Here is an 18,211-nt window from a genome sequence, read left to right as displayed (position 1 = left end):
AACCTTTGCCATGTCGCACCGAAGAAAATTTCTAAAACAAGGGGCTTTGGCTTTGCTTTCAGCCCCATTGCTGTCCTTTGACCAAAAAAAGGAGTGGTCCTTAGGGGCTTTAAAAACGGATTTCTATGACGATGCGTATTGGAATTCCGTTCGGAAGCAATTCCCCCTAAAAGAAGGACAGACCTATTTTAACAATGGGACCATGGGCCCAACACCGGGGTACGTGTTAGACAAAATGATGTACCATATGTTGCATTACAATGTAGAGGCGGCCACCATCGACTATAAAAATAATTCAGGTCCCAAATTGTTGAGCGGCTATTTCTCGTACGAAGAACTTCGCACTAAGTTGGCGAACATTATCAATTGTGATTTTAGGGAAATCAGTCTTATCCAAAACGCGACGTTTGGGATGAACTATGTAGGAATGGGGCTGGACCTCAAGCCCGGGGACGAATTGCTGAACACAAATCAGGAACACGGTGGTGGCTTTGGGGCTTGGCAATTATTGGCAAAACGCAAGGGATGTGTGTACAAGCAGGCAATCTTACCAGAACCGGCCAACGACCCGCAGGAAATTGTGGACGCTATTTTTAAGCAGGTAACCAAAAAAACGAAGGTCATTGCCATACCCCATATCGTGTCAGGTTATGGAACGGTGATGCCGGTCAAGGAAATATGCCAAAAGGCCAAGAATATGGGTATCTTTACGGTATTGGACGGCGCCCAGTGTGTTGGGCAGGTTCCGGTAGATGTACGGGACATAGGCTGCGATGCTTATTATTCCAGCCTGCACAAATGGCTTTTGGCGCCTGCCGGAAGTGGCCTTTTGTACATCAACAAGGATGTTGCTTCGGATATATGGTCCACCATCGCCAGTTACAATTGGGACAATCAGGAAGACCATGGATTCCGACTCATGCAAAATGGTACGGGGAATGCCGGACTTTTGGCCGGTTACGATGCCGCGGTGGATTTCTTCAATACGATTGGGGCGGAACAATGGCTGGGGAGGATCAAGGAATTGGGCATGTATTTGCGCAATGGTCTAAAACAGCTTCCGCATGTTACCATTTACTCCTCCACGAATGAGGAAATGGCCGCAGGGATTACGACCTATGGTGTTGCCGGTATTTCGGGACCCGATTTGCAAACAGCCATGTGGGAAAAGGAGCGATTGCAGCCTCGGTCCGTGGGCGATAAAATGATCCGTCATTCCGTTCATGTCTATAATTCAAAGGAAGAAATAGACCGTGCCTTTCGTGTTATAGAAAGTCTAGGTTAATCTTTTAGCGTTCTTTTTTGACCCAAAAGATTCATTTTGTAATCAACAAGGTGTTAACGCTATCTAAATGCTTCTTAAACACTATTTTTGCCGCATGAATAGGTTTACATACAAAGGATTCACACTCCTTTTTCTGCTTTTCTGTCAGACCTTACTGATTGCTCAGGAAAAAGGTGAATATGAAGGACCGTTCCAAATTGGAAAATACACGGGCAATGCACGTTATCAGTATTATACTTCGGAAACCGATACGCTGCTGGATGGCCCATTTTTGTTTCAAAAGTCCAATTTGGAGACCTTATTGAAAGAACAGGACGCCTCATTTACCATCAAGGGCAGTTTTAGCGACGCCTTGGCCAATGGTCCGTGGCAATTTCAATTTGGAAAATATACCTCGGACAGTAAAAGCGAGGTCGTGGACTTTGAATATCGGATTTTGGTCAGCGGCACCCAGGAAATGGCGACCGGTGTTTTATCCGACGGTCTCCCGGATGGCGATTGGCAGATTTCGGTACAGGAGGTTGAAAACTCCGAAGTAACGAACAAGCTGTTCCATAGTGAATTCAACTTTGAAAAGGGCGTTCCCCAGCAAAGCTTCAGGATAGAAAGTGATAGTAGCGCGCTTGTTGGAAGGTTTCTTAGAAACGGTTTGGCGCATGATGCATGGACCAGTTATGGAAGCAATGCCTTGGAAGTGGACGAAACATGGCACTTTGAAGACGGACTCCTACAAAAAATCGTTTTTGATGCTACTGGTGAGGAGGTCGTGATTTTCGATACGGAGGCACCACGGTACGAGACGATTTCCTTGGACGACCGATTCCTGTTGCTTTTACGATATAACTTGCGGGATAAGATAGGTCAGGGCAACACGTTGCAACTGTTGTCCAGGAACCGCGAAGCGTACCAAAAGATCAATTCGATACTTACACAATTGGGCTCTGTTCCCTTTGATACGAATATAAAGGTACAGGTTCCTGTGTATGCTTTGGACAGCCTTCAAAAGGAGACCTTGGAACGGATTTCCGATAATTTGACCCAAGCATCGGAACTGTCCAAGACTATCCTTTCCAATAGCCACCTCAATATTATCCGAAGAACGGATACCGATGCTCAGTATTGGTATTCGGTTACCGAAAAATTGGTATCGGAATTTCTGAGTCCCTTGGAATCCTATGTAGATCTTTACCAAAATCAAATTTTTGAATTTGTAAATCCATCCACTATTGAAGAGCGTATCTTTCCGGTCGGAATTCCCGATAAGACTATCGAGGTACAGGTCGGGCAAGAGCCATTTCAACTGCCCGAAGCCGATGCTTTCAACTTTCAAGGTAGTGGTCTTCAAGCCATGGAGCAAATAAGTGTCTATGCCCAAATGAGCATGGAATATGTCATGGACCAACTGTCTAATAAACTATCGGACGATATTCAGATCCAATCCTTAAAAGAACTGGAGACCAACCTAATTTCCGTAAACAACGGTATTGAAAAGCAAATCGATTCCCTATTGCCCCAGCTTCCGGAAAATTATGCCAATGCCTTGAAAAATTTGGGCGATACGGCCAATCAAAAATTGGCAACCTATGCAAATATTTCCAACCCGGGCGAAAAATTGAGTTTTGGGGAAGACCTACAATCCTGTTTGGAGGATATCAGATCCCTGATCAAACTTCTTTCCAATTTTCCGGAAAAAATCAAAGAAATTAAGGCGCTCTATACGGACGATATCTGGAATCCCTTCATGGCAACTGTCATGGAGGAAGAGGTCAAAAAGCGTATCGTGGAGGCGTATAGGGATATTTTGGTGCCTTATTTTGTACAAACTATTTCACAAACAGGGGAATGTGATTGGTTTGCCTTATTACGGGAACAGATTGTGTATGCCAATAACCGAATGGTGGATTTACGAAACGAGGAAACCCGAAAATTGGAAGGAAAACTTAAAAGGGCACGAACGGCAGAAGAGATCTTGAAGTTGTTCCAACAGCAAATCCCAAAAGAAGACTAGGCATGAGAAAAGGTAAATTGAACTTTTTTGGGTGTATCCTTTCCCTTTTGGCGATTGTTTTCGTTACCTACGGACAGGAATCCGAACCCATAGTTTTGCCGGAAAATTCAAAATATAAGGAGCCCGTATCCAAGGTGTGGTTCAATACCTACGGGAACATACGAATCGGCAAGCGTTTTTTCTGGGATGCCCAGACCCATTTCAGGTTCGAGGAAACGGAGAACACCCCGTTCATTGGGCAGATCGCTCAAATTTATAACCGACACGCCATTGGCTACATCTACGATAAAAAAACCAACTTTAGTTTGGGTGGGGTAGTGCGCGTCAATTTTAATACCGATGAAGAATCCACGGACAGAAATGTGGTTCCCGAGTGGCGTATTTGGCATCAATACCAGTTCGCTATGCCCTTATATTCCGCCATGTTGTATCATCGGATTCGTATCGAGCATCGGTGGACACAGGGGTTTGCGGAAAATAGTGAATATATTTTCCGGAATCGGTGGCGGTATATGTTTCGCGCTAAAATCCCCCTGAACGATACCCAATTAAAACCGAAAACCTATTATATTTCCCCAGAAGCGGAACTTATCATGCAGAGTGGCAAGGCCGTTGTGGCTAGCCCAATGGAAGATTTGCGATTGACCACTACCTTGGGTTACATCGCGACCCCACGGCTCACCTTTGCGGCAGGGATTATGTACTCCCAAGGGCAGGACCGCGTCTTTGCGGGGGATTACAAACAAGGGTGGACCCTACGCTTCCATATGTATTTTTCCCCAGATTTTAGGCGTATAAAAAATAAACTTCCGGAAATCCATATGACGGATTAGACCGTACGTATTAGTGTACCAAATGAACCGACTATGAAGTCAAGAAAAGTGTTTTATTTTAGTGCTTTAGCTGTTGCCATTTTAGGGGTCATGTTATTGCTTTATAGATTCGTCCAGCAGCAGCATCAAATAAGCCAACTTAAGGAAGAAAAGGAAGTAATTCTGGACAATTTGAAGGATTTTGAGCGTTTGGCCCAAATGGATTCCCTATTGTTGCAAGGCGATTACGAATTGGCCATAAAATCATATAGTGATACCATCAACAGGAGCAAGGAAATCAAAATGGGCATTCCGCTTCGCATCGCGCTCGCGGAAAAACTGCTGAACCAAAATAGAAATCCCAATAATCCAAAGGACAGTAGCATCTTGAATGCCGATAGTCTACAAATCAATACCCTATCAGAAGAAGCTGCAGTACGGCAGTTCGACTCCCTAAGTTTTAATCTAGAAAAGACCAAGCTTCAATTGGAGCGAGTCAAAAAGCAACTAAAGCAAAAATCCTTTGGAGAATATCTCACTTTTAAGAGTAGAAAGGGAAACCAGCTACATTATATAGGTCAGGTGAAGGATGGAAAGGCACAGGGCTATGGCATAGCGTTATTGGCAACCGGAAGCAGGTATGAGGGAAATTGGAAGAACAATCAACGCCATGGACAGGGAACTTTTTATTGGCCAGATGGCGAATATTACTCCGGGGAGTTCAAAGATGACCTTCGAAACGGTTTTGGCACCTATTTTTGGCCGAACGGAGAAAAATACGCAGGTCAGTGGAAGGAGGACAAACGAAGTGGTTCTGGTAAGTTTTTCGATTCAGAAGGTGATGTAGTGGCCAGCGGCGAATGGAACGAGGACAAGTTGGTGGAAATCAACGATAGATAAGTTGCAACCTATTTTTTAAAGATTTTCTTTATTCCTTTAACAAGCAGCAGTACCACAAGACCGACTGCAAGTCCTATGACGAACTCCAACAAAATGGATGGTATGCTGGGGAATATGTGATGAAGAAATGGTACATTGTGTACAAAGATTCCCCCGGATACCAAAAGTAAGGCTATGGTTCCAATAACGGCAAGTGACTTTATTACGATTGGAAGTGCATTTACAAAAAACCGACCCACTTTATCCGAAAAACTATTGTCCTCCTCGTTCAAATTGATAAGTCGCAATCCAAATTCGTCCATCCGTACGATCAGGGCAACGATACCGTAAACACCTACCGTCGCCAAAAGCGCTACTACCGTAACCACCCCAATCTGTGTTGTGAGTGGTTCATTTATGACCGTACCCAAGGCAATGATTACAATTTCTACGGATAAAATAAAATCCGTTAGTATGGCGGACTTTATCTTTTCCTTTTCCAATTCAAGGATATCCTTTTTACTGGGGGCTACCTCCTTTATGGTGGGTACCTCGTGGTGATGGGGGAAAAAGAACTCGTATATCTTTTCGGCACCCTCATAGGCCAGATAAAGTCCACCAAGAATCAGGATGATGGTTACGGCAACAGGAAGGAAGGCACTCAGCAAGAAGGCAATGGGAAGAATGATAAGCTTGTTGAGCAGGGAACCTTTGGTAATCGCCCAAAGCACGGGGATTTCGCGCTTGGAAACAAATCCGGATGCCTTCTCGGCGTTTACGGCCAAATCGTCCCCCAAGATTCCGGCGGTCTTTTTGGTGGCCACCTTGCTCATGGTAGCTACGTCGTCCAAAAGTGTTGCCACATCATCCAGTACTGCAAAAAAACCTGATGCCATATCCTATATTTTTGGCAAAAGTAAATTATGATACTGACTTATGGGGACGCAAATGGCCAAAAAATGAACTTACGAATTTTGACGTCCTTTTTTGGGGTTTACGTATGTCTTTGGGAAGCCCGACTAATTCTTACGTACCCTATAGGTAATGCGTCTGTTGGTTATGATGGTGTTTACCTGTATTTGTAGGCTGGCGGTGGCACTGGTGGTCTGTGCGCAGATATAGGCAACATCGGTCAAGACAACTCGGTACTGCTCCCCATCTTGCGAAGGAGTGGGATTGGTGATATTGAGGGTAGCCGAATTTGAACCGCTGAACATGGCATTGTCCGTAATATCCGTCCAAAGACCTCCTATAAACCGTTGCCATTGATAGGTGTCGGCATTCGTTGCCGAAACCGATAGACTACCACTACATCCAGGACAAATTATGGTATCCGAGGGCTGTGTGGTTATACTGGGCGGTACTCCGGCCTGTCTAAAATCGAACGCGGCGTCCGCATCGGCATCGGCAGGCACCGTATAACCGTCCGATCCAGAGGTGACTACACCGTTGGCATCCATGGTAACGGGGTTTGGGCCTAGGAGTCCGTCCGAATTGGTATCCGTAAATCCGGCTTCCAAAACATCGTTACACCCATCATTATCGGAATCCAGTTCTATGGAGTCCAAAATACCATCGCCATCGCTATCGGAGTAGGTGTAGTTGGTACTTCCGCCGTTAGGGTCGGTCTGAACCAAATTGGGAACCCCGTCCGTACCAACGGCCCCATTCACCACACCGTTTGTGTGCGCCTGTCCATGGCCTGCTTCCACGGCGTCATAGATGCCATCGTTATCGCTATCCAGGTCAAATCTGTTAAAGATCCCGTCGCCATCCGTATCGCATTCCCCACTGAACCTGATCTGCCCGTTCATGTTGGTTGGTCCGGTCACGAACTGCCCAATGGTGATCGTATTGGTTCCTGAAGGATTCCATGGCACCGTTACAGGTGGTGTATCCAAGGTTAATGGTAAAAGGGTGCCGCCTGGGGATTGCGCACCAAAAAGTTTCAGGTTTCCATCGGCGTCCACGATTACCCGTAGCATGGGGTTGGCCAGCGTTCCTGTCATGGACCAAAGTTGTGGAACCCCGCCCTGTCCATAGGTAAAGCCCGTACTGAACCGTGCAAAATTGCCGGGTGCCCCAGGCTGGAACTGAAACTCGGTAGCTATATCCGTTCCGTTGACGGTCAGGTTAAAGGAGTTGTCGATCGAGATAAAATCAATATACATAATACCACGCCCGGAGGTTGCGGTATTGGTGACCGAAGTACCCCCGGAAGTAGTGAAATTTTGTGTTGTGGTGGCCGTAAAGGTGCATTCGTCCCAATCCAGAATACCGTCATTGTCATTATCAAGGTCGGCAACATCCTCGATGCCGTCACCGTCCGTATCCACAGGTATCACAGCACTGAGAAGCATATTGTCAATACTGGCGTTGTCATCGGAATTCCAGTTGGCGTTCGACTTTGCAAAGCGTATCGTGGTGTTTGCCGAAATATAGGCCGATATATCCTGGGAAAATGCGCCACTACCGGAAAGTGTCCCTATTTGCGTATATGGGGCACCGCCCGTACTGGAAATATAAACACCCAGTTGCCTAGTTCCTCCCAAACTATTGGTGGTGTAATCAAAACTCAGGGTTGCCGAGGTTGCCCCGGATAGGTTTGCGGTTCTTCGAATTTCCTCAGACCATATATAATACATGTAAAGCTGCTGACTTTGGATGCGGATATATTGTGCCGTGGGGCCATTGTTGCTGTCCCCGGATTCAATCCAGTTGGTAGCCCAATTGGTATTTCCGTCATTCCTGGAGTAGGAAACCGTTGAAAAAGTATCGGCAAAGGTGGTTTGGGCCCTTAGTTGACCTAAAAACATAAGGAAACACCCAAAGAAATAATAGCGTCTTCGGTTACCCAGTTTTCGGTATTTCTTTTCAAATATGATTTTCAGCATGCAACTAATTCTCACCCTAAAGTTCCAAAAGGGTACAGGAATCGCAAAAATATTGTTGGTAACGAGGAAATAAGTAAGGTGACGAGGTAGATTGCTGTGGTTTGGTGTCTAGTTCTCAGTTGTTTTTTGGAAACCCCTGTCTTTTTCAAAAGAAGTTTGGTTCAAATGAAATAAGGTTGATTTGATGCATAAGGTGCATACATCGAAAATCGTGATATTTATTTGTTCAAACCTATTAAATGTTATAATTTTTAACAACTAATTAAAACGAACATTAATAATGAAAAAAAACAGAATTAATTTGAATGTAGGCTTTTCAAAGCTTCTAGTATCTGGCGCCCTTTGTGGTGCTTTTTTATTTGTTTCATGTACGGAAGATTCCATGGATTCCCCGGAACCCGATATGGGGGATGCACAAAAAATGGAATTGGCATTAAAATCCAGTACGGTCGATCCCATAATCATCGATGATTTGGGCGAAGGAGCATTTAAAACAACAACAGCAGCGGGGGTGGACCGTGGACGATTCAACATTACGTTGAAGTATTTGTTACCTCCTACGGATAGGCAGGCTGAAGTCTTTGAGGCTGCCGCTGCCAGATGGGAACGGATAATCATAAAGGATGTTCCATCTTTTACGGGTACATTACCTTCCGCATTTGATGGGTTGCCACCTGTTGTAGAGGAAGGAACCGTGGATGATATTATAATCGAAGTAGCGTTGGCACCCATTGACGGTCCAGGGAATATTTTAGGTCAGGCAGGGCCAAGCTTTGTGAGAACTGATGATTTCCTGACACTATCCGGAGTGATGTTCTTTGATGTGGCCGACTTGGATTTTCTGGAGCAATTGGATTTGTTCGAAGAGGTCATCGTGCACGAAATGGGCCATGTTCTAGGAATAGGTACCTTATGGAACACAGCACCTTTTGGTTTTGATAGAACATTACGTGTCGGTACGCCCGATGCTCCTTATTTTGCAGGTAGAAAAGCAAATGTGTTCTGGAATGCGGAAGGTGGTACGGATGAGCTTCCCATCGAAGGCGACTTTGGTCCAGGCACCCGTTTTGGGCACTGGGATGAAGGAGCTCTCAACAACGAGTTGATGACGGGATTCCTAAATTTAGGAGAAAACCCGTTAAGCAGAATCACAGCAGGCTCTATGTCGGATTTAGGGTATGGGGCTGCCAGCGTTGGGGAATCCTATGATCTGCCCAAAGGTACGCCAGGAATTGCGGCTAAAGGTACCGGTGAAGGACTGCACATTGCTAAAATGGAAACCTTATTGCAACCTATTGGTTTTGTGAATATGAAAAAATAATTCGGAAAATTAAGGTCCGATCCAAAAAGCCCGTTCCAAAAGTTTGGAATGGGCTTTTTTGTATGTAAATTTTTTGGGAGGTGTAACATATTTCTGAAGCTCTTAGGTCGGTCATTAATTATGTTTGTTAAGAAAATATGGTATTCGTTGAGATACTAGTATCTGTAGCAAATACCTATATTGATTGGGTTACATGGATTCTAGCTCACCATAATTCTCTTAAACTGGTATGTGAAAGAATAAATACCAAAAAAGTGTAAGTTACTTAATGCGCAGCATGTCCAAAAAGGTAAGTAACACAGTAATATTTAAAAAAAAATAAAAAGTCTCGGCATCGCACAACAGCTTTTTTTAAAGTTATTTCCAAATAAAATGTGGAATAAATAGTAAGTCTTGTAAGAAAATGCTTCTATATTCGTTACCTTCTTATTAAAAAGATTTGGGTCATGTTTTTTACATAGCCAAAATTATAAAACCAACCTTTTATGATTAGAAAACTATGCTATTCCATTTTATTCGTTGTTTCATTGCAATCATGTTCCACCGAAGAAGAGCAACAAAAAATTCCTGATACCGTAGCACCGGTAATAGAGGTTTCTATAGCAGGTATTCCCAATTTAAGCATGGGGCCAATAAAAGTGGGTAGTAGCGTAAATATAAGTATTGATGCTAAGGACGAAAGTGGAATAAAAAGAGTGGAAGCGTTTATTGATGATCAAAAAGTTGGTGAGGATTTAATCGCACCTTATGAATTGATTTTAGACTTGACTTCTTTCTCCGCAAAAAAACAGGTCATTAGTTCAAAAAATGCGGATTATAAATTGAGTATTCTAGTGACGGATATCGCTGATAATCAAACTCTTGAAGAATTTACAATAATAATAGACAATGATATGCCCTTAATAACGGAAGTTACCTTAGAAGAAGGTGAAATTTTACAGGGAATTGATAATGCAATTATGTTTTCCGCTACGGATAATGACGAAATTTCCTCAGTTTCTGTTCTTGTTAATGGACAATCGATACCGTATGCTCAAGAAAATAAGTACAATTTTAACCTAGACACATCAAACCTTCAAGATGGACCCAATGAATTGCAAATTCAGGTTTCTGACTTAGCAGGTAATACAGCCTCCTACACTGTTACTTTTCTTGTCGACAACTCAGGACCTGAGATAGTATTGGACGCGCTGGAACCGGATATGATAATCGATGAACAGATTACCCTAAATCCAGTTGTAACCGATTCCTTTTCAGAGGTAGATACACTTCAACTATACTTTAGGGATGAGTTGATTCATGAATTTGATCTAACTACAGAAATTAGTTTTGATTTCAATCCTGACCTTTTTGAATTAGGAGAAGGAAAAATTAAATTTATTGCCACGGATAGTTTGGGTAATAAAACCATTTCTATTTGGAGTATATTATTACAGCGGCTCATATTTACTTTAAATATTCCGGATGATTATTTAAGCTATAATATCCCTGCTTCTCATTATGTCATAGCTTCGAATTTGGACGGTAGTTTGATTGATATTGAACAACTCACCCATGATTCTAGACAAGTAAAATTACATGCAGTTGAGAACTTTGCTATAGATCAAGAATTCACCATAACTTTTGCATCTTTGGGGTCAAATGGTGTTGCTTCTTATTTGTACAGTATAACCAATGTCAATCTAGAAAACCTAAATACACTTACCCTGGAGACCTCCACTCGTTACACCGGGGATGGCGGTACGTATTATCCCATTAATGGAAAACCTCAGGATTTACAGCTCTCCTTTTTTGGAAGAGATTATTATTTTTCCTCTAATGAAGCAGGCGATCCCCTTATTACCAATTTTACAAGTTCAAACATGATGAATACTCAGGATCCTGCATATATGTATGGATTTAATCCCATTACCAATTTTTACAGTTACTTATTGATTGAGAGGCCTATAGCTTCCGGTTTCGAGATTAATTATTCAGATTTCGTTCAGGACAATTTAGTTGATAAACAAATAATTATGACACCTGCAGAATATATGACCGAAACAAAGAATTTAAGTATTTATGGTTTTTTTAATCAAACAGGTGAAGTCAATGATATCTACCATCAAATTTGGAGTTACGGATATGGAGCCAATGCCAGTTTTGGATACAATTATGTTTTAAATACCCAGTTTTATTCCCATGCCTATACTTTTAATTCAGGCAATTATCAATCCAAAGGTTTAGGTATTCCCCGGGATAATATTAGCATTCCAGATTGGACCGTTAATTTTTCAATGACAAATAACGAAGTACAAATTTCGACCACTGGAACAGGGCATTCGATAGGTGAAATTTATATGGAAGGTGGCTATGATATAGGGGCGCCCTATCAATGGAATTTGTTTTTTGATAGCTCTAAAATCACATCCATAGCATTACCCAAAATACCCGAACTGTTACAGAATTTTCCAATTTACGATGTCTACAAGAATAATCAGATTGAGATTGGTAGGGTATCCGTAGGTAGATATGAATCATTCAATGGTTATAACTCGTATCTAGAACAGATAATTAAAGGTAATAAGGCATTTAAAAAGGCAGCGCCAAGGTTCGAGAGTATTTTTACGGGTGAAACTACCCAAATATTTTCCAACAACGATTATTTTTGGAATTGGTGGTAGACGTGAATACTTGTCATAGTAGAAAACTACATTACTATCAGCACCTAAGTAAATTTTGGTTACTTTAGAAAACTTTTGGGTATGGCACCCAAATCAAGTTTATGAACGATAGTAAGTAATTCAAAATGATCAAATGACCATTTCATTAAATCGCATTTCCTTTAGTTTTCTATGTTTTTTGCTATTGATTTTTTCCTGTAAGCAGCAGGAAGAAAAAGCGAAATTCAAAATTGAACGCTCCAAGGAACTCGCCATTAAAAACAAGGTTCACAATCAATTGTTGGATATCGAAAAAGAGCAGGGGTGGAGGTTACTATTTGATGGTAAGACCCTGGACGGGTGGCATTTGTTTAATAAACCCGATTCTACAAGCTTTTCGGCTTGGGAAGTGAAAGATGGTGCCATTTATTGCAACGCTACAGATGAAAGCAGAGTATTTGGGGATTTGGTAACAAATACCGAATTCGAGAACTTCGAACTTCAATTCGAGTGGCAAATGGGCCTTCGCGGTAACGGCGGTGTCTTCATCAATGTTCAGGAAACCCCAGTGTATCGTGCGACCTATGAGACCGGTCCAGAATATCAACTATTGGACCCTGAACACTCGGATACAAATACGCCCCTAAAAAGACCCGGTTGCCTTTGGGGCCTGTATCCACAAACCAATGAGGCCGAAGCACATCCCACTGGACAATGGAACACCGCCAAGATCGTGCAACAAGATGGCCGGCTTCAATTCTATCTCAATGGGATACGTACAGCGGATGTGGATCTAACGGCTCCAGAATGGTCCAAAACGGTCGCAGCCTCCAATTTTAAGGACCGGCCCGCCTTTGGGAAGGCCACCAAAGGAAAGATTGCTCTCCAAAATTGGTATTTTGAATCCTGGTTCCGTGATATAAAAATCCGGGAATTGCCGTGATTATTCGGGATAGCGCTTTTAAACGAATCAAAGAATAAATTTAAGGGCTATCCGTCCCTGTTCACGACCACTTCAAAAAAGGGGAACCGAAGGGTTTTTGCGCTTCCTTGTGCATCAATTTTTATAAAAGTCGTGAAATTCGAATGGACTATCCTTATATTTAAGGGTATAAGACGACCGTGCCTTTCCGGTCAAACATTTTTGTCACCAAAAACCTATGAAAATGAAATTTGTAACCACCATGATTGCCTTGGTTGCCTTGGTTGCCTTGGGGGCCGTACTAAATGCCCAAGACCGACTCACCGGAGAAACCTTTACTACCCGCTCAGAAATTCTGGCCCAAAACGGGATGGCCGCCACTAGTCAGCCCTTGGCCACCCAAGCTGCCTTGGACATCCTTAAAAAAGGGGGTAGTGCCATGGATGCGGCCATTGCCGCCAATGCGGTGCTTGGCTTGGTGGAGCCTGCAAGCTGTGGTATTGGCGGCGATATCTTCGCCATCGTATGGTCTGCCAAGGAACAAAAACTGTACGGTTTCAATGGAAGTGGTAGGGCACCAAAATCCCTCTCCATCGATTATTTTATGGATAATGGTATGAAATACGTACCGTTTTACGGACCGCTGCCCGTCTCGGTACCGGGCTGTGTGGACGGTTGGTTTCAGCTCCATGAAAAATTCGGGAAAATACCTATGCAGGATATCCTAAAACCCGCCATCGACTACGGCAACAACGGCTTTCCCGTATCCGAGGTCATCGCCTATGAAATGGTATCGAACTATGAATCGGTTCAAGACCAGCCCGGTTTTGCGGAGACCTATATGCCCAAGGGCCGTCCGCCTATGAAGGGGGAGGTGTTTGTAAATACCGATTTAGCCAATACTTATCAGCTTATTGCCAAAGAGGGTCGGGATGCCTTTTACAAGGGTTCTATTGCCAAAACGATTGACAGCTACATGAAAAAGCACGGCGGATTCTTACGTTATGAAGATCTGGCCAACCACACTTCCAATTGGGTGGAACCTGTGTCCGTGAACTATCGGGGTTATGATGTTTGGGAATTGCCGCCCAACGGACAAGGTACAGCAGCCCTGCAGATATTGAATATCCTGGAGGGATTTGATATCAAGGGGATGGGTTTTGGCAGTACCGAATACCTGCATGTGCTCACGGAAGCAAAAAAACTGGCCTATGAAGATAGGGCGAAGTTCTATGCCGACCCGGATTTCAACAAAATTCCTTTGGAAACATTGCTATCGGATGAATACGCTGCGCAACGAAGAAAGCTTATAAACATGGACAAAGCGGCCGATACCTATCCCGCAGGGGATATGGAAATTGAAACGGGTAATACAACCTATTTGACCGTAGCCGATAAGGACGGCAACATGGTCTCCTTGATACAAAGTATTTATTCCGAATTTGCCTCTGGCATGGTGCCGGACGGATTGGGATTTGTCCTCCAGAACAGGGGACAAATGTTCAATGTACAGGATAAAGAGCATGCCAATGCCCTGGAACCGGGGAAACGCCCCTTTCATACCATAATCCCTGCTTTCATTACCAAGGATGGTAAACCGTGGGTAAGTTTCGGACTCATGGGCGGGGCCGTTCAGCCCCAGGGCCATGCACAGATTGTAGTGAACGTTGTTGACTTTGGTATGAATTTGCAGGAAGCTGGGGATGCACCCAGAATGCGACACACAGGAAGTTCACAGCCTACAGGATCCGAAATGACCAACGGAGGCACCTTGAATCTTGAGTCCGGTTTTGCACCTGAAACCAGACGGGAATTACGAAAAAAAGGCCATCGCATTGGTTTTGGGGTAGGCATGTATGGAGGCTATCAGGCCATTGGTGTCGATTTGGAAAATAAAGTATACTCGGGTGCGTCGGAATCCCGCAAGGATGGTCAAGCGGCTGGATATTAAATCGGAATGATGAAAGCAAGAAGTATGGCAACCAGAATCTTTCTATGCATCGGTTTACTTATGGTTTGCTCGTGTAAGGGGCAGGCACAGGATGCCACTGGGGAGTATGTTTATAAGAAGGGCGACCCAAATGGAATCGGGAAATGGTATATGGGGCGGGAAATTGCCTATGTCATGGGATTTCAAGGCATGAACTGGTTGGAACGCCCGGAGCGTGAGGAAGAGGAGAACACCTCCAAATTGCTCAAGAACATAGATATTCAGCCCACGGATGTCATTGCCGATATCGGGGCGGGTTCCGGCTACCATGTATTTAAAATGGCTCCTAAGGCAAAACAAGGAACCGTGTATGCCGTGGACATCCAAAAGGAAATGCTTGCGGCCATCGACTCAAAAAAAGAGTCCCAAAATGTACCGAATGTTCAAATTGTACTGGGAAGTGAAAGGAGTGTCAACCTTCCGGAAAATGCGGTCGATAAGGTGCTGATGGTGGATGTCTATCACGAATTTGCCTATCCGAAAGAAATGATTGCATCCATAAAAAAAGCGCTGAAACCGGATGGAGCTGTATTTCTGATCGAGTATAGAGGAGAGGATAGGAGCGTTCCCATAAAGGAGCTCCATAAAATGACCGAGGCCCAAGCCACAAAGGAGTGGGAAGCTGGAGGGTTTACATTAAAGCAAAATGATGGCAACCTTCCTTGGCAACATTGTATGGTGTTTGTGAAAGAGTAGTAATTAGAACCGTTGGCTAAAAATGACCCGCATTTTGTTATCCAAAGGGCTTAGAAAGTTCTGTAAGTGGTTTATAGGTAATATTACTTTTGGATTTGTTTTGGTTGGTTGTGCTTCCAAACAAAATATCCAGCAAAGAATAACTCTAGCCGCACCAGAGGAGAAAGTTATGCTAGAACGGCCAAACAGCCATCGAACAAGGTCGAATACCTGGAGTTATGTATTTGATGACCATGATTACATTAACCTGCCTTTAAATATGACTCCTTTGAACGCAATTAGTACATTGGACTCGCTAGCACAAAGGGATAAGGCAGTATCTGTTGATGTAACTCCTAAAAGTCTGGTAGCGCAAAGAATCGTTGAGAACTATTTAAAAAGCGAGAATAAGGAACCCACGGGCCACTGTCTCACCGTGAGTAAAACCCGTTTTGAAAAAGCTTACAAAGAAATCCATGGCCACTCCGTTTATCAGGACTTACCGGAATATATGGGCACAAAGAGGTATACCCCAAAACAGGTCTATAATTTACTCTATGTGTCCGCTTCCGATACGAAAAGGGGTTGGCGAAGCCTTCCGGAAGCCTACAGAGGCAAGGGAAACGCAGGGGCTGTGGCGTATGCCGGTATGGGAACCTTAGTCGATACAAAGGGGGTTTGGGCAGGGGAGTTGCAACCCGGGGCGTTGATGCAGGTATGGCGATTTAAGGATGACTATGAAAAAGTGGTAAAGGGAGCTGATGTGAAGAAACTGGACCCCTACGGACATTCCTTCATTTTCATCGCTTACGTGCGAAATGAAAAAAATGAAATTGAAGGCCTTAAGATTGCCGATCAAGGATTTCAAAGTTACCGACCTTTGGTACCTAGGGATTACGAAGTTTGGTGGGGGGTTAACCTCAGTATTTAGGGAATAGGGGAAGTTAAGGTGCAGGATTTAACTTTTTATACATACTTAATTCGTAATGAATACGTTACTTTACTATAAGGAACACGAGCACTTGGAAAAATCATGTTTTATCTTTCGTTATTATTTTCCCTGATTTTTACACTTCCCTCTAAGGTGAATGCCGGTAAAAATAGGGATGTATCCCATGCATCGGAAATGAAAGGGCCTCTTGAAGAATTAAAGGAGGATAACGAAAAGAAAACAGCACTTTTTGAGATGGATTCCGATAGTATCGCCATTTCCTATAAAAATACCAAAACGGCCGCCGAATCCCTACGAGTAAAATTACAGAAAGACCTTAGGACAGGCACTATTACCCTTGACCACGTTAAAAAGGCCTTCACCAATCAGTTGGTTAATGAAATCCTTCCACACTGGTATGGCACACCTTGGAGTTTCGGGGGTCATACAGAAGTTCCCAATCAAGGAAAAATAGCATGTGGATATTTTATATCTACCACCTTACGTGATATGGGTGTAAAGCTAAATCGATATACCTTGGCCCAAAAATCGCCCTTAGATGAAGCAAAAATGATCAGTTGTGGGTCTGAAATTAAAAGTTTTGTACAAGAAACCCCGGAGAATGCCTTGGCGGAAATCGATCGTTTGACTCACGAAGGACTCTATTTTATAGGTTTTGATGAAGGCCACGTGGGCTATCTTTTAAAAAGGGACGGAGAATTACTTTTAATTCATTCCAACTATTTTTCACCTGTTTCCGTCTGTATGGAAAAACTAAATGAATCACGGGTGCTTACAAAATTCAAAAAATTTCATCTTGTGGCCATTTCCCATAATGAACCGCTTTTGCAACGTTGGTTGGAAAATGGTACAGTTTTGTAATCATAATATCAAAGATTCAAAATACATTCATTGCGAACTTTTCCCTACTGGTATTCAAAACGGATAAAGCCATTGTATTTTCCCAATAATTGGCTAGAAAAAGTTTAAACCCAATAGATTTAAATCGTAAACGTCAGTCCAAAGCTAACGTTGGAGGCACGGTCATTCTCCCTGATTGGCGAAAAACTACTGTAGAAGTAGTTATAGAGTGCAGAGAGGCTAATAATTTTACTAATAGGTAATTCCGCTTTCAGCTGACATAAAATTCGGTGGTTGTTGATGGCATCGTACAGGGGCTGAAAATATACCGTTCCGGTTATATCCAACTTGGTATTTTTAAACGCTTGGTTAACGGAGAGATAACTACTGTTTCTGTGATTGAAGAATCGTTGGTCGGTTTCCGCCACTTCTTCAATTTCATACATATACGCATTCCCAAAATAAGCGGTGGTTCGCTCGGTGGATAAAAACTTTAACCGAATACCGGCACCGACCAAATTCCGACTCGTAATGGTCAACAAGGCATTGTTCTGGTTCTGGACAAAGGCTTCCAAGCGAAATAGCTTCGACAATTTCTGATTATACCGCACATGGAAAAACCAGGTGTTCTGAAAATCCTGGGCTTTACTTCGTATGAGCTTATAGTTACCGATGAAAAAGTAAATTTTGTTTAAATCCTTGGATTTTACCTGCGTGGTAAGGTTGGACGCCACTTGGAATATATAATCCCCATTGTTATCCGTGTAATCGAAAAGCACATCGCTTTTTAGGGCGAATCGGGTCGAATCTGTTTGCATGCGCTTTGACTCGATATTGACCAATTGACCCATAACCGAATTCGATATAAAGCATAAAATAAGAAAGGAGACTAGGGTTTTCAAGGGTTTCATTATATAGGGTTGGCTCGTTTTTGTCAAAGGTACCCAAAACCAATCGATATAACTTTCCGCCCACCTCAGCTAGGTTTTTA

At 43.2% G+C, this 18,211-nt stretch carries 14 protein-coding genes; 11 read left to right on the top strand and 3 right to left on the bottom strand.

The genetic code is table 11. The annotated features are described in order from the left end of the window. The first annotated feature begins 46 nt into the window (after window positions 1-46). The 4 genes from ACZ41C_RS17350 to ACZ41C_RS17335 all read left to right on the top strand — a co-directional run bounded on the left by ACZ41C_RS17350 (window position 47) and on the right by ACZ41C_RS17335 (window position 5,005). Window positions 47-1,285 (top strand): aminotransferase class V-fold PLP-dependent enzyme, encoded by a 1,239-nt coding sequence (locus ACZ41C_RS17350; RefSeq protein WP_464563268.1) that lies wholly within the window; start codon window positions 47-49, stop codon window positions 1,283-1,285. A 94-nt stretch (window positions 1,286-1,379) separates the two neighbouring features. Continuing rightward, window positions 1,380-3,293 carry a hypothetical protein gene (locus ACZ41C_RS17345; RefSeq protein WP_464563266.1) on the top strand — a complete coding sequence of 638 codons (1,914 nt, stop codon included), beginning with the start codon at window positions 1,380-1,382 and terminating at the stop codon, window positions 3,291-3,293. Window positions 3,294-3,295: 2 nt separating this feature from the next. After that, window positions 3,296-4,126, top strand: coding sequence for a DUF2490 domain-containing protein (locus tag ACZ41C_RS17340; protein ID WP_464563264.1), 831 nt, complete (start codon window positions 3,296-3,298; stop codon window positions 4,124-4,126). 33 nt (window positions 4,127-4,159) lie between these two features. Beyond that, window positions 4,160-5,005, top strand: a complete 846-nt coding sequence (locus ACZ41C_RS17335) for an MORN repeat-containing protein (RefSeq protein WP_464563262.1) — start codon at window positions 4,160-4,162, stop codon at window positions 5,003-5,005. 8 nt (window positions 5,006-5,013) lie between these two features. Here ACZ41C_RS17335 and ACZ41C_RS17330 read toward each other — a convergent pair whose 3' ends face one another. Both ACZ41C_RS17330 and ACZ41C_RS17325 read right to left on the bottom strand, forming a co-directional pair. Then, complete coding sequence (locus tag ACZ41C_RS17330) at window positions 5,014-5,880, bottom strand: DUF808 domain-containing protein (RefSeq protein ID WP_464563260.1); 867 nt, start codon at window positions 5,878-5,880, stop codon at window positions 5,014-5,016. A 123-nt stretch (window positions 5,881-6,003) separates the two neighbouring features. Continuing rightward, window positions 6,004-7,878: an immunoglobulin domain-containing protein gene (locus tag ACZ41C_RS17325; protein ID WP_464563258.1), complete on the bottom strand. Its 1,875-nt coding sequence runs from the start codon at window positions 7,876-7,878 to the stop codon at window positions 6,004-6,006. Window positions 7,879-8,158: 280 nt separating this feature from the next. On the opposite strand from ACZ41C_RS17325, the gene ACZ41C_RS17320 reads away from it, so the two are divergent. From ACZ41C_RS17320 to ACZ41C_RS17290, 7 genes are all read left to right on the top strand, one after another. Further along, the gene (locus ACZ41C_RS17320) at window positions 8,159-9,199 is read left to right on the top strand and encodes a leishmanolysin-related zinc metalloendopeptidase (RefSeq protein WP_464563256.1); all 1,041 of its coding nucleotides are present in this window, start codon (window positions 8,159-8,161) and stop codon (window positions 9,197-9,199) included. Window positions 9,200-9,684: 485 nt separating this feature from the next. Next, window positions 9,685-11,862, top strand: coding sequence for an Ig-like domain-containing protein (locus tag ACZ41C_RS17315; protein ID WP_464563254.1), 2,178 nt, complete (start codon window positions 9,685-9,687; stop codon window positions 11,860-11,862). A 133-nt stretch (window positions 11,863-11,995) separates the two neighbouring features. Beyond that, window positions 11,996-12,784: a 3-keto-disaccharide hydrolase gene (locus tag ACZ41C_RS17310; RefSeq protein WP_464563252.1), complete on the top strand. Its 789-nt coding sequence runs from the start codon at window positions 11,996-11,998 to the stop codon at window positions 12,782-12,784. Window positions 12,785-13,007: 223 nt separating this feature from the next. Further along, window positions 13,008-14,714: a gamma-glutamyltransferase gene (gene ggt, locus ACZ41C_RS17305; RefSeq protein ID WP_464563250.1), complete on the top strand. Its 1,707-nt coding sequence runs from the start codon at window positions 13,008-13,010 to the stop codon at window positions 14,712-14,714. 24 nt (window positions 14,715-14,738) lie between these two features. Next, on the top strand, window positions 14,739-15,449 hold the full coding sequence (locus ACZ41C_RS17300) for a class I SAM-dependent methyltransferase (protein ID WP_464563248.1): 711 nt from the start codon (window positions 14,739-14,741) through the stop codon (window positions 15,447-15,449). 22 nt (window positions 15,450-15,471) lie between these two features. Then, window positions 15,472-16,359, top strand: coding sequence for a hypothetical protein (locus ACZ41C_RS17295; protein ID WP_138259641.1), 888 nt, complete (start codon window positions 15,472-15,474; stop codon window positions 16,357-16,359). Between the two features lie 102 nt (window positions 16,360-16,461). After that, complete coding sequence (locus ACZ41C_RS17290) at window positions 16,462-17,241, top strand: hypothetical protein (RefSeq protein ID WP_464563246.1); 780 nt, start codon at window positions 16,462-16,464, stop codon at window positions 17,239-17,241. A gap of 119 nt (window positions 17,242-17,360) precedes the next feature. Here the strand turns inward: ACZ41C_RS17290 and ACZ41C_RS17285 are convergent, their stop codons facing one another. Beyond that, a complete protein-coding gene (locus ACZ41C_RS17285; RefSeq protein ID WP_464563244.1) occupies window positions 17,361-18,131 on the bottom strand; it encodes a DUF481 domain-containing protein in 771 nt (256 codons plus the stop codon). Window positions 18,132-18,211 lie beyond the last annotated feature (80 nt).

Source organism: Maribacter sp. C-4077 (assembly GCF_055378385.1).
Note: the sequence above shows the minus strand (reverse complement) of the source record. Positions and strands in the feature narration are given on the sequence as shown.